The sequence below is a fragment of the Hoylesella buccalis ATCC 35310 genome, from assembly GCF_025151385.1.
Taxonomy (GTDB): Bacteria; Bacteroidota; Bacteroidia; order Bacteroidales; family Bacteroidaceae; genus Prevotella; species Prevotella buccalis.
In genome coordinates, this window is sequence record NZ_CP102287.1 from 1759155 (window position 1) to 1772133 (window position 12979).

Sequence of the window (12979 nt, forward strand, 5' to 3'; positions counted from 1 at the left end):
TTGCCATGCAGTCTGAAGCATAATGGGGCTCTGCTGGGGAGCAACTCCATGAGGAATAGGATTGTATAAAACGACAAGTATGAGCAGGATCCACTATGGGTGTGGTTCCTGCTTTTTCATACTTTGAGTTTCTATCAATGCCAAGAAAAACCCATTGATGAACCTTTTGCGGTTCTCTTGTGTAAGTCCGCTATGATTGTTCAAGTTTTTCTTCAGGTCAGTGAATGTTCCCTCAATCTTGTTGTTAGTATTGGGCATTCCCCAGCATTCCTCCCGCTGGCAGGTAAAGAGATAAGGCGAGTAGAAATCAAGGCTGTTCATGGCTGACCTCAACCGTCGGTGCGTATAATGCAGCCTGCCGTCCTTGTGCAGGCTGCGGTGTTCTATCGTACCCTTCCACTTTTCCTTCCATGCTTGATATTCGCTCCTGAAATCAGCCTCGTGGATTCGATGCAGCCTGTCCACAAGAGCCTTTAAATCCCGGCTGGCCAGCATTCTCGGATTCTGCGTAAGATACCTTCTGACAATCTGCTTCATGTGGAACTGGCACATCTGTACATGATACTCGGAGAAAGACTTGAAGAGGCTCTTTTTCCCGTCAATGATTAGACCGCGTATGACATATCCACGCTTCTCAATACTGACGACCGCATCTTCATAGTCCTTCACCGTCTCGCTCTTTACAAAGGACAGATAGAGAGGCTTTCCGTTCTCCGTATCCAATGCGAGCAGCACACCGAAGTTTCGACCCCAATACGTTACGTCCAGATGGACAAAACCACTTCCGTTTAGTGGAGGTTGCACCCACTCACACTTGATGTCATGCAACCTACGCTTGACCGTAGAGAGGCTTATCCTGAAGCGTACCGATAGTTCGTTGATCGTCTGCTTCTGTTGTTGATAAGCAGTCCACAATTCATCATCGCTCACTTGGAAACCGGAGCGAAACTGATAGCCGCAATCCTGACATTTATACAGTTGTACACCTTTGCGAACACCATTCTTTTTCGTATGCGTACTGCCACACACACGACATCTCATTTTGAACATACTAACTTTGAATTTTGAGGCAACTTAAATGCCCATAAAGTTAGTGTACATCGGAAAGATACCTATGTCTCAGCCTGCAAAATGAGCTATTGAGCAATTTGAATCGTCAATTTAGTGCTGAAGGTATCTTGAATGGGCGAAACATGTGTATATATCGAATGGCATGACACTTTTCAGCCTGCAAAATGAGCTATAGGTCAAAATATAATTATAGAAAACAACTAAATATTTGTTATTTTGACAAGATTCTTTTATATTTGGCTCGTAAATTAAATTAAAAATTATACCAATTAACATAAACCCCTAATTATGAGAAGATACATTGTTTTAAATTGTATGCTTATCTTTTTTTGTTGTTTTTTCAGTTGTTCATCAGACGAGAATTCCACAAAAAATTTGCTCCCAACAACAGAAGTTTCGAACATGTCTTCTAAAACAGAAGATATTGTTACAGATTTGAGTACACGATTGTACGCATCTTATTCCAATAGACAAACGAGAGCCTTAAACAAGTCTTCCGATGGAATAGTAACTCCAAATTATTTTGGGGGTTCCTATTTCAATGGTAGCAAATTAGTTGTTTTAATAAAAAACAATGATAAACAAGGCATAAAAGATGTTCAAAAAAGAATCGGAATATCATCTTTTATACTCTATAAAAAATGTAGTTTCTCACTGAACGAGTTAAATAAACTTAATGACGATTTAGGAGAAATCTATTTCAATAAAAAACCTCTAAGAGATAAATTAGGCTGGACTGCAGTAGGTATAAATCAAATGGAAAACCATGTCATTGTTTATCTAAAAGAACTCTGCCAAGAAAAAATATCTTTATTTAAGCAAGACGTTTCTAGTTCGCCAATGATCATTTTTGAACAAATGGATGAAATAGAAGCTCTTAATACTGTACAGCCAGACAGTATAGCATTCTATACACGAGCGGCGAATGCGTTAACTAATATACACATGGGGAGCGGTTATACCTGTACCAAAACATTACAGGCTAGCGGATCTGTAGGGTTTAGAGCAAAATTAAATGGAAAAAAGGATTTGTTACAGCAGCACATGTTTTGCCAGCAACAAACTTAAGTGTAGTTTTTAATTCTAAAACATGTGGAACAGTTAAAAAAGTGGTTAAAGGTTCTTCTGTAGATGCTGCTTTCGTTGAAATAAATGAAAGGTTATTTTACCCTACAAATGTTACTCAATGGACAAAAAACGTTTTATCATCCTCTTTCGTTTCCCATTCTTCCTTAACAGGAAAAACTGTAACAGCAGAAGGTAATACAACTCGAAAAGCAGTCACAGGTAAAATCACAACCACCGAATTGCAATATACTATATCATGTAATAGCGTAGTAGGAACATTAAATTATAACATCAAACGAGGTGTTTCCGCTACATATACTAATCAAAAAACTATTTTAAAAAGTGGAGATAGTGGCTGTATTGTTTATGATAATAGCAAAAAATATGTGGAATACTTTCTGCAACATTTTACAAAAAACTCCTTCTTATATGATATTTTCTAGTGCAGACTTATCTGTAAAAGATTTGGGAGTAGATATATATTGAGAAACATTCTATAACTAAAAACATTCAGAATACAGTTCTTTCAATATAAAAAGTGATTTGGAAGGAAATAAATTTGTTAATTTAGAATTAGCAGAAAAACCCACAGGCGTAAATCTAAATAAAATTCTGACATGGCAAAATCCTGAGCAACTTTTTGTTGCTCAGGTACTTAAAAAGTTTAATTTATAATAGTATTGCGGAATTAAGGTAAAATAAAAAGATGATGAAGATAAAAGAAGTCAAGAATATAATAAAAGGGGGCTTTTTAATACAAACGGCCAAAGATAACAGTTTGATGTATCAAATCAGTAATAATACTTTTATAAATAATAAAAGCTATCATTATGTAGCTCGTTTCGAGCAACATACTTTGAACGATACTTTGTATGTGAATAATTTAAAACATACCGTATATAAATTCGACTCTCAAACAAAGGAATTACTTCCCTATATCACTCATGGAAAAGGATGGGTGGAAGGTGTTACACCTAATGGATATATATTAGCTAATTACAACAAGGAAAAGAAATTGAGAGAGTATACATGTATTCGTAATGACAATAATATATGGGAATTGGAATCTCCTTTTGAATCTTTTTCCTTATTCAAGCAATATGCACTTGCATGGAAAGGGAAAAGAGAATATGCAAATACATGCCAGCTAATCGACTTGGAGACAGGAAAAGTAATGTGGGAGAAAGAATATACAGAAGCTCATATAGACTTAGTTATTCCTTTTGAAGATAAGATAGTCATAGAATGGTGCACAGAATTATCATCTGACAAAAAAGATAAGATTATTTGTGTAGAGATTCCGTCAGGTAAAGTCTTATGGGAAAATTCTACAAGTGGAAATTATAAAAAATATGGAAAAAATAGACTTGTGAGTTTTTGGTCACATTATTCAACGGTTGGACCATCCAAAAACCATAATCAATACGCAGAGATTGATACTGAGACGGGTAAGGTATATATTCATAAATTTGAAAACTATAATAAAGAAGTCTTCACAACTATGGTTTATAAAGACTATCTCTTTTATGCTTATCATTCCGACAACTCAGAATATTCAGACAGAATGGGAGTCGGCATTATTGATTTGCGGACACATGAAATGATCCAAGAATACGACATCGACTTCACTCGTGGAGATTGCAACTATATAAAAAGCATGGGCGTTTACAAAGGCGACCTTTACGTGGAAGTGGAGACAGAAGTGAATCATAGCGACATTCATGTATTCGAATTGGAAGAGGAATAAACTCATGCAGAAAAAGTATTTATCCTCAAATCAGCAACTAAGCCCTTGAACGTCCTTATTGCGTTTACACGTCCTTTCGTTACTGAATTTGCAGATAATTTGAACTTGAAGCACCCACTTCTGCCTACAATATCCCCTTACCCCACAATGTGACTTGAGGCAATACACAATATCATTCCCATAAGTTGTTTATTCATAAGTTTTCAAATACCACATAGGTAATAAATAATGGACATCTGGAGCTTTTCGGCCTACCAAATGTCTATTACGCCAAAATCATTATATTCCTACATGCTTTTCCCAAAGAAACAGACACTTGTTATTTGTGATGATTTAAATAATCTGCTATTATAAGCAATAATAAGTTGATAGCAAGTAAGCTAAAGTTGAATATTTTTGCTTTCTTACATTTCGATTTCATTTCTTGAGTATTGCTTTGCTTGTTGTATTCATCAAAAATCTCTCTATATATACCATTTCGAAAGAATATCATGTATTCAAAAATCACCCAGAAGACAATATATCCCCAAGCAACAAGTTTGTCAACACGAAGTGGAGTTCCAAGTAATAAACACACGAAATAATCAATATTTCCTATTAATGTAAATGATAAAATCATATGCAAACCGCAAGCATATAACATCGACATAGTATAGCTCTCTTTATGCCTTCTGTAATAGCGATACACTATGTAGTGTGTGATATAATAAAAATCTATCATATTTTTAAATGTTATTTGTTCCAAAAATCTAAGTCATTATATTCCTACATGCTTTTCCCAAAGAAATAGGCATCTGTTATTGGTAATGATTTAAGTAATCTGCTATTATAAGTAATAATATATCGAGAACAAGCAAGCTAAAGTTAAATATCTTTGCTTTTTTACATTTTGACTTCATTTCTGGTGTATTACTTTGCCTTTCGTATTCATTAAAAAGTTCTCTATATCTCCCATTTCGGAATAATACTATGTATTCGAATATCGTCCATAAGATAGCATATGCCAAGATTGAAACTTTATTAAAGTGCCCCGGTATGTTAAGGAATAAACACACAAAATGATCAATTAAATCTATAAATCCTAATGATAACCCACCAAGAATTGTGAAAGCATACATAATCGATGTGTCACAGGTTTCATTATGCCTTCGGTAAAAGCGATATATTACATAATGTACGATATAATAAAAATCTATCATCTTTTATATTATTTATTCCAAAAATCTAAATCTTTATACTCCAATGCACTTTTTCCAAGAAAATAGGCACTTGATATAGCCCAACCATAACCAGGAATAAAGCCAACTCCTATCATGATTAAATATAGACCACCCTTACCAATAAGATTCTTTTGACCATCAGATATTTCATCAGCGGTCATAACAAATGAAACTACACCAGTAACACTACCCAAGAACTTTATCCCTGTTGCAATTTTATTAGCACCTCGTAGACTGAAATCGATATCGACATTTCTTAATCTAAATGTTGGCTTAGCAGAGTTTATATATTGTCCTATTCCGTCTCTAAATGCGTAAGCATTACTTCTTTCAAGAGGTTTAGTTAATCCCCATCCTGCGAATCCCACTCCAGTACTTATATCTGTATTGGCATTGCTTATAGCTTTCCACCAGCGGCTCTCTGATGCTTTTTCATGGAAACGTCTTTCTAATGTTCCACCACTTGAATACCCCATACCGTTTAAACCAAACGCCACGAACCATTCTTTTTTATCTTTGGCATAATGTACATTTGAAAGTCCAACATAATGGCCGTTTGCGTAATTTAAAGCCTCATCCTGAGTATCAAACATTCCATTAATATAATTAACAGGATTGTTGTGGCAATATGCAAATGCGTAGAGTCAACCAGCATGTGCAAAATTACAAAACGTGTTTGAAGAACTCTCGTTTTGGTGTAGAAAAGTTTAATTTTTCTCTCGGTCTTTCGATTTATAATCGTGTTGCGGAATTAAGGTCGTACAGAAAATATCAATGATGAACAAAAAAAATTAAGTCAGAAATAAGATAGATACTAATAAAAATCTTAAATTTGTCAGCAAAATACAAATGAAATCACAAATATAAAACCATTATATGGAAGCAATACCTGAAAACGCCACGGCTCCAACCTCATAGAATGGTGGCGTTTACAGATATCTTTCAATAATGAGAGTAAAAGATACACACGATTACGAACCTTAATGACAAACAAAGTGAATAATACAGAGGTCAAGAGAGAAACTGTCTCTACACAGGATGAATTGTCCCAACAGCAAACAACAGACAGGAGCAATGATAAGAAAAAGAGAAGAATGCCAAAGGGGATTATATGTCTGCTTATCATCACTGGGCTGTTTGGCGGAATAGCAAGCATTATGGGAGTGGCTCACATGCTCAACACCATTATGCACACGGCTCACGACTTGTTGCTCAATACCTGCTTTTATCTCATGGGCATCTGTGTGTTGACAGGTGCCTTAGGGAAGCTATTTGTTGAATTTGGAGTTGTGGACTTAATAGAACGAGCCTTGCGACCATTGATGAAACCCGTGTTCAGACTGCCCGGAGTGGCTTCACTTGGAGCGGTATTAACGTTTCTCTCCGACAATCCTGCCATTATCACTTTGGCACAAGATAAGCATTTTGGTAGCTACTTCAAGAAGTTTCAGTATATTTCGCTCACCAATTTCGGCACAGCGTTTGGCATGGGGCTCATTGTCATCGTCTTCATGTTAGGCAACGGTTATTTCGTGGAACCCCTCATTGGTTTTATAGGAGCCTGCATTGGATGCGTAGTCTCTACAAGGCTCATGCAACACTTTGTACTGAAAGGTTATCCACAATATCGTTCCGAAGAAGCTTTGGATGGAGAGAAGTTTCGCCAGCAACCCATTCGTCAGTTACACCGTGAAGAAACATCGGTGTTTCTGCGCATACTCAATTCTCTATTAGACGGAGGAAAATCGGGCGTCGACGTTGGTGTTTCCATCATTCCCGGTGTGCTTATTATTTCTACGTTAGTGATGATACTTACCTTTGGAGCCAGCGCAGAAGGCAATTTCACAGGCAAAGCTTATGAGGGAGTTGCCATTTTACCAGCCATTGCTAACAAATTAGATTGGTTACTCAATCCGCTCTTTGGGTTTTCAGACCCACACCAAATCGCCTTCCCTATCACTGCGCTCGGAGCAGTTGGTGCTGCATTGAGCTTAGTGCCCAACTTTATGTCACAAGGATGGCTGGATGGCAATGCCATAGCTGTATTCACAGGTATTGGAATGTGTTGGAGCGGTTTCCTTAGTACACATACAGCAATGCTTGATACCATTGGGTATCGGGAACTTACCTCTAAGGCCATTGTTTCTCATACTATCGGAGGACTTGCAGCTGCGCTTGCTGCGCATTGGGGATATCTGTTATATGCTGCGCTTTTCATATAAGGCTTTTTTATTTGTATCCAAGCTATCCTTTTATTGAAAGTATGAGTTAATGGTAGTATGGCGATAAGTTGCGCTTATTCATGCATGGTCACGCACCCAAAATTATTAATCTTATTTAATTCCAAGAATATTATGAACATCTTCGTCCTCTCCTTCTCAATCCCTGCATTAACATCATTTGTGATAGAAAAGTTGAAGATATACTGACATTTTTATATCTTCTTCCTTAATTTCTTTTCTATTTTGTCTTTAATTGATTATATTTAGGGTCTGCTAATTAACTTTAACTTTCTGAAAATTAACGATTTATATTGCATAAAAATCGGTCAATTCGCCCAAAATGACAAGAAAGAGAAACACACACTTTCTCCTAATACCTATACTAATATTATCTATCATACGCCCAGTAAATTGCTTTTTCATGCAACATATATTAAACATAACATAAAACAAATACTATATATAGTACTATAAAACATCTACCTTAATATTGACATTGAATCCATATAGACTACCTAATATTAATTTCGCCTTTCTTTTTTTTCTTATCACAAACTTCAATGTTTTTTTTATATCCTTGTATTATCGGTGTAAGAAACTTCTTCGATTTGGTTGTTATGCACATTATACCGCCAACACGAGGATAAAAATACTTTATGATATTTTTATCCTTTATGATTTTAACATCCATAATATCTTCTTTACATACGCTATCCAAACTTTGGACTTCTACTCCATCGACCAAGATTACAGGAATGTTCAGAGAATCCTGTAAAATTATTTTTTCTTGTGCACTAATTGACGAGAAAAAAAACAAAAAGGACGCTACAATAATACTCTTCTTCATATGCTTTCTATTTTGCAATTGTTAATCCATTTTAGAGAGGTAGTAACAAATTAGTATACCGAGATTCACTTCATGTTATTTACCATACAAATTTACAATGTATTTCTTAATAATACAATTTATCAAAAACTATTATGTTAATAAAAGGTATTCCACCTGTGGAGTCAAATTGCTCCATGATTGAAAATACCCCCACAAAAGGAGTGAGTCTCTCAGATTTAATTTGTATCTTCGCTATGTCTTTCGTCGGATTCTCTTGCTTTTTTTTGCAACACTAAGATAAGTGAAAAATCTGACATGGCAAAATCCTGAGCAACTTTTTGTTGCTCAGGTACTTAAAAAGTTTAATTTATAATAGTGTTGCGGAATTAAGGTATTATAGTTTTGGATGACAATAAGTTCTTTTGTTAGTATGAAAGTAAAAATTTGCATTATTTTACCCTTATTATTCATTGTAAATCTGAATGTCTTAGGTCAGGCTGTATTGTTGGATAAAACAACAAATCAGCCAATATCCTATGCGCAGATTTTAAATAACAAAGGGGCTGTCGTTGGAACGACAGATATTGACGGTAATTTACCTAAAAACTTGAGTGATGAGATTGTTACTATACAGCATATTGCCTATAATCCAGAGAATGTGAAATCCTCACAATTTAAGAAAGGCAAATCTGTTTTTCTTTCCCCTATTGACTATCAATTGAAAGAGGTGACAGTTACAGCAAAGAATACAGATTACATTTATCTTAAGACTTACTTTCGAAGCTATCAACTGAATGATTCTTGCATGAAATATTTCAGAGACGGCTTCTTGGATTTTTTTATCAATGTAAAACATAAAGATACGGAGAGATTTGTTCAAAAGATCCGTACTTTCCAAAACAACGAATTGATTGAAAAGGATAAGAAAAGAACAAATACTCTTGTTGATAAATATATTTATACTCCATATTTGGACGGTCTCACATTGATAGAATCATTAAAAAAAGAAGGATGGAGATATAATGCAGATAGTATAGATTGCCGATTATTCTTAAACGAAATGGTTGGAGGTGTAATAAGGTTAGATACAGTTCAAGGGGTATTGCGAGTTGAATATGATGTTCTTACTACTAAAGAAAAGAAGCCTAAAACACTATTTGGCTATACTACACGGCTTGAGAACTTTTATCAGACAGAAAATTATATATATAAGTCTGAATATCAATCTTATATGGATTTGATAAACCGAAAGAACTATAGAAAGTTGTTTTTTAGTCACAAGAAGGAACCCAAAGAAAAGATGATTGAAGTTTTTGATGAACTATATGTTTTGGAACACAAGTATATCTCAAAAGACGAAATGAGGCAGTACAAAAAAGTTAGGAAATCAAAATCAAACGAGCCTTTTTCTGAATGGGATGATAGTACAATAGTCACTCCATTAGCACCACAATTAGTGCAAATAATGGAAAGTCATATGACACAGGTTGAATAATAGTTTCTTCTCTCTTACTCTACAAATAAAAAGTAGGCCTTGCCATGGATACATTTTACCATGGCATGAGCTACTTTAACGTAACCCCAAATCCGCAACTAAGCCCTTGAACGTCCTTATTGCGTTATTCTATGAAAATGTTCTATTTGGGTCGACATTGATTGAGCATGTAGAACCTTAGATTTAATTTATGACACCTATGGTAACGACCATAGCAGTTTAGACTTGCTGAACAACATAGGTTTACTACTGTTATAATTGATATAAATCAATTAATATAGCGTTGTATTATGTGGCGTTGAAAATGCTTGTATAGCAATTGATAAAATGCCACCTTTGCACTAACAAAACATACCAAACTATGCAGAGATACCCTTATATAAAGAAGGGTGCACAATATGCATTTTGCTACATATTTACACCAATGATGTTGTTTGCTTGTGGCAATGATGAACCATTACCAAATAAGCAAATAATCCACAATGAGAATGACAGTACAATCTCTCAAAATGATACTATAAAACATAGTCAGTATAATTTTGACCTTTACGATATTCCTATTGTTGAAGAAAACTACGTACAATGTTTTCTTGGAAATGTTGTTGATTTAGAGAACACTTCAGCACGACATATAACTTCTTTGCCAAACCCTCAATATAATAAGGTTTCGACCATGCTGTCATATGGAGCAGAATTTTATGAGTATAATTATACTCCAAATCTGTTAGAAACACAGAGGATTATAAGGTCATTAAAAGAGAATGATATTGAGCAAAATGAACAATTCACCTTTTCTCAAAATCGCTTTAATACACTGAAAGAGATTCGTTTGGCATATGGAGGGAAAGAATGCATCTCATTAGACTCCTTATGGCTACAAAACAACAGTATACAGCTTCGATATCAATCCTTTATTGTATATAGCTTGAATCAAGTAATGGCACATTTTTCCCTTGCTGATGAAACAGAGAACATACTGTCAGTATATCCTGTTGAGAAAAATCATTATGGCTGTATTAATTCGATAACTCTGGGGAAAATATGTTATGTCATAGCAGCGATAGAAAACCATAACGATGATGAACGAATAAATACAGCTGTTTCAATAGAAAACAATGGTATTGTACGCAATGCACTGATTATCACATTTGACAATCAGTGTAGACCTATTGTTCAACAACGTTCAAACTTAACAAAGCAAGATATACTTAATATTTTTAACCAACAACCCATTCGGCCTCTATATTTTAATATATATAGTATGAAGAATGGCGCAATTTGTACGTTAAGGAATACGATAAACATAAAATAATATTTATGAAACGCTTTTTAGTTGTTATTCTGCAGGCTTCAACCATGATGCTTGCATTAACTCTTGTTTTTTCATGCTCTAATCAAGAGGTCAGTCTTCAAACCATTTCAACAGAAGAAAACAATCCATATAAGTGGGATGAGTCATTTCATGTGAATTCTTCCACAAGAGCAGTTGTAGGCATTATCCAAGATCAGTTTGGAAAACATCTGCGCAAGCATTATTACAGGTATAGATATTCAGCACATACCGCCTTGATGTCCTGATCCACTTGGCTGGTACAGAGATAAACCTGAAGACAAACGCTATTATGCGACTTGTTGCATTGAGTCCGAACTTCTTTACGTCAAGTCTTTGAATAATGGCCTTGTAAAAGTTACGGATTATACCGACTATCAAATCGCCAATAACCGCCACAGAAGTAGATACTCATGAGAGAACGGATGATTTCGCTGTACTGATAAAAGTTTAATTTATAATCGTGTTGCGGAATTAAGGTCGTACAGAAAATATCAATGATGAACAAAAAAATTAAGTCAGAAATAAGATAGATACTAATAAAAATCTTAAATTTGCATCGTGTTTCTTCGGAGACACAAGACATTTTGAAAATAAGAAGCGTTATGCTCATCTCGAAGTCGGGAACGTAGGAAATTCAAGACTTAATCCAGAGAGACAGCATAGTGGTTCTCACGCATAGGCGTGGGGCTGCTATCTCCATTCTTTGGATAAGGTTTTTCCTACGACCTCCGACTTAGACGTGGACTTAGTCAGTTCCACGCTTCTCATATCTAAACAATTAAAGGCCGAGAGGGACTGGACAGGCAGGGAGCAAAGGTATGAATATAACTGAAAACATGGCTCAAGAGTTGATTGCAACCTACAACTCTGGTGATGAAGGTAAAACTTATCAAAAAGCGAAAGAACTTCTTGACAGATTCAAAAAAGAAAGGGCTTCGTTCACTTATGCTGAACATCATTATCTAATGGCAAAGGCTTTCTACTACATTTTTTTCATCATCACAGACCTTAACACAGACGACAAAATCTCTATCGTTAAATTCATCTACTACCATCTGATGGAAAACTACTTGAAAAACGCTGATGCCGATGCATCTACTCCACAATATAGAGACCTTTTAGGGGGCTGTCAGCTTGGACTTGTTATCATGCTAAGGCATGGGCAATTTATTACGGCCTGCATATTGGCAGGTATTTGTCATATTATGCCGAACTATGCCCAAGAAAATCTCTTTGAACAAATCCTGCTGTTCAGCAACATATTATACAGGGCAGAAGAAGAACATTTTCATTATTTCTCTGATGATTTAGTGAGCAAAGACTATAAAAATATCACACAAGGCATAACGAAATACTCACTTAATCCCGAAGAGTTTACGGCACTGAAAGAAAGATGCAATAAGTCTATGAGAAATAATTCGACATATATATGCGCATCTTTTCCAATGTATGAATATGATGACGATGAAATTTGGTAACTCCCTTTTATAAAACAAAACATATAATGGTCTATATAATCATAGCAGCAGTAATCATTCTGCTCATTTACATTGCTCTCAAAAGAGATGCACAGATAAAAGAAACTAAACGACTCGCATCTAAAAATCAATACATAGATGCAGCTGGACACACAAAAGAATGGCCTGTTGGGTCATTTACTATGCAAGGCAGAGGACTTAGACCTTTACATAATTTCTATAATAGTACGCCAATAGAAAGACTTCTCGAACTTGAACAACAAGGCTATTCTTTCATGTTCTTCAATCCTGATTCAGAACTTCCACCCTCTATGCAACGGGCTGTAATCGCTTTTTATCAAAAGGATGGTGTCTATACGGGTATCTATTCTGAAGAAGATGTTGAGAAGTTAGATAAAACGGGAATTAAGTATATCAGACTGATCAATAAAAAGTAAGTGAGACTATTTAGGGTCTGCTAATTAACTATAACTATCTGACAATTAACTATTTATGTTGTGTAAAGTTTAGTCAATT

General features: G+C 35.3%; 14 protein-coding genes and 2 pseudogenes. 10 read left to right on the forward strand and 6 right to left on the reverse strand.

Annotation, left to right across the window (positions count from 1 at the left end; genetic code table 11):
* Window positions 1-93 precede the first annotated feature (93 nt).
* Complete coding sequence (locus NQ518_RS07405; RefSeq protein ID WP_227960240.1) at window positions 94-1050, reverse strand: IS256 family transposase, variant Zn-binding type; 957 nt, start codon at window positions 1048-1050, stop codon at window positions 94-96.
* 309 nt (window positions 1051-1359) lie between these two features.
* Here NQ518_RS07405 and NQ518_RS07410 point away from each other — a divergent pair, with 309 nt between their 5' ends.
* The 4 genes from NQ518_RS07410 (at window position 1360) to NQ518_RS07425 (ending at window position 3886) form a co-directional block, all read left to right on the forward strand.
* On the forward strand, window positions 1360-2139 hold the full coding sequence (locus NQ518_RS07410; RefSeq protein WP_227960239.1) for a hypothetical protein: 780 nt from the start codon (window positions 1360-1362) through the stop codon (window positions 2137-2139).
* Entirely contained in the window at window positions 2121-2582 is a 462-nt protein-coding gene (locus NQ518_RS07415; protein WP_227208608.1) for a hypothetical protein, read from the forward strand. Before NQ518_RS07410 ends, NQ518_RS07415 begins: the two co-directional genes overlap by 19 nt.
* Before the next feature lie 100 nt (window positions 2583-2682).
* A complete protein-coding gene (locus NQ518_RS07420; RefSeq protein WP_260107721.1) occupies window positions 2683-2814 on the forward strand; it encodes a hypothetical protein in 132 nt (43 codons plus the stop codon).
* Between the two features lie 31 nt (window positions 2815-2845).
* Complete coding sequence (locus tag NQ518_RS07425) at window positions 2846-3886, forward strand: hypothetical protein (protein WP_227208610.1); 1041 nt, start codon at window positions 2846-2848, stop codon at window positions 3884-3886.
* Between the two features lie 2 nt (window positions 3887-3888).
* On the opposite strand, the pseudogene NQ518_RS13610 reads toward NQ518_RS07425, so the two are convergent.
* From NQ518_RS13610 to NQ518_RS07440, 3 genes and pseudogenes are all read right to left on the reverse strand, one after another.
* Window positions 3889-4068, reverse strand: a pseudogene (locus NQ518_RS13610) (hypothetical protein).
* A 137-nt stretch (window positions 4069-4205) separates the two neighbouring features.
* Complete coding sequence (locus NQ518_RS07435; RefSeq protein WP_227960238.1) at window positions 4206-4607, reverse strand: hypothetical protein; 402 nt, start codon at window positions 4605-4607, stop codon at window positions 4206-4208.
* 486 nt (window positions 4608-5093) lie between these two features.
* Window positions 5094-5699 carry a hypothetical protein gene (locus NQ518_RS07440; protein ID WP_227205934.1) on the reverse strand — a complete coding sequence of 202 codons (606 nt, stop codon included), beginning with the start codon at window positions 5697-5699 and terminating at the stop codon, window positions 5094-5096.
* Between the two features lie 501 nt (window positions 5700-6200).
* Between NQ518_RS07440 and NQ518_RS07445 the strand changes: the two genes are divergently transcribed.
* On the forward strand, window positions 6201-7328 hold the full coding sequence (locus tag NQ518_RS07445; RefSeq protein WP_227205943.1) for a nucleoside recognition domain-containing protein: 1128 nt from the start codon (window positions 6201-6203) through the stop codon (window positions 7326-7328).
* 511 nt (window positions 7329-7839) lie between these two features.
* Here the strand turns inward: NQ518_RS07445 and NQ518_RS07450 are convergent.
* Window positions 7840-8175, reverse strand: coding sequence for a hypothetical protein (locus NQ518_RS07450; protein WP_227205932.1), 336 nt, complete (start codon window positions 8173-8175; stop codon window positions 7840-7842).
* Window positions 8176-8587: 412 nt separating this feature from the next.
* Between NQ518_RS07450 and NQ518_RS07455 the strand changes: the two genes are divergently transcribed.
* The 3 genes from NQ518_RS07455 to NQ518_RS07465 all read left to right on the forward strand — a co-directional run bounded on the left by NQ518_RS07455 (window position 8588) and on the right by NQ518_RS07465 (window position 11230).
* Window positions 8588-9652 (forward strand): hypothetical protein, encoded by a 1065-nt coding sequence (locus NQ518_RS07455; protein ID WP_227205930.1) that lies wholly within the window; start codon window positions 8588-8590, stop codon window positions 9650-9652.
* 361 nt (window positions 9653-10013) lie between these two features.
* On the forward strand, window positions 10014-10964 hold the full coding sequence (locus NQ518_RS07460; protein WP_227205928.1) for a hypothetical protein: 951 nt from the start codon (window positions 10014-10016) through the stop codon (window positions 10962-10964).
* A 5-nt stretch (window positions 10965-10969) separates the two neighbouring features.
* Entirely contained in the window at window positions 10970-11230 is a 261-nt protein-coding gene (locus NQ518_RS07465; RefSeq protein ID WP_227205945.1) for a hypothetical protein, read from the forward strand.
* On the opposite strand, the pseudogene NQ518_RS07470 reads toward NQ518_RS07465, so the two are convergent.
* Window positions 11148-11363, reverse strand: a pseudogene (locus NQ518_RS07470) (IS1380 family transposase); the annotation flags it as partial. The gene NQ518_RS07465 and the pseudogene NQ518_RS07470 overlap by 83 nt on opposite strands.
* A gap of 440 nt (window positions 11364-11803) precedes the next feature.
* On the opposite strand from NQ518_RS07470, the gene NQ518_RS07475 reads away from it, so the two are divergent.
* Window positions 11804-12463 (forward strand): hypothetical protein, encoded by a 660-nt coding sequence (locus NQ518_RS07475; RefSeq protein ID WP_004348021.1) that lies wholly within the window; start codon window positions 11804-11806, stop codon window positions 12461-12463.
* Window positions 12464-12489: 26 nt separating this feature from the next.
* Window positions 12490-12900, forward strand: a complete 411-nt coding sequence (locus tag NQ518_RS07480; RefSeq protein ID WP_155813553.1) for a hypothetical protein — start codon at window positions 12490-12492, stop codon at window positions 12898-12900.
* The last annotated feature ends 79 nt before the right edge of the window (window positions 12901-12979 follow it).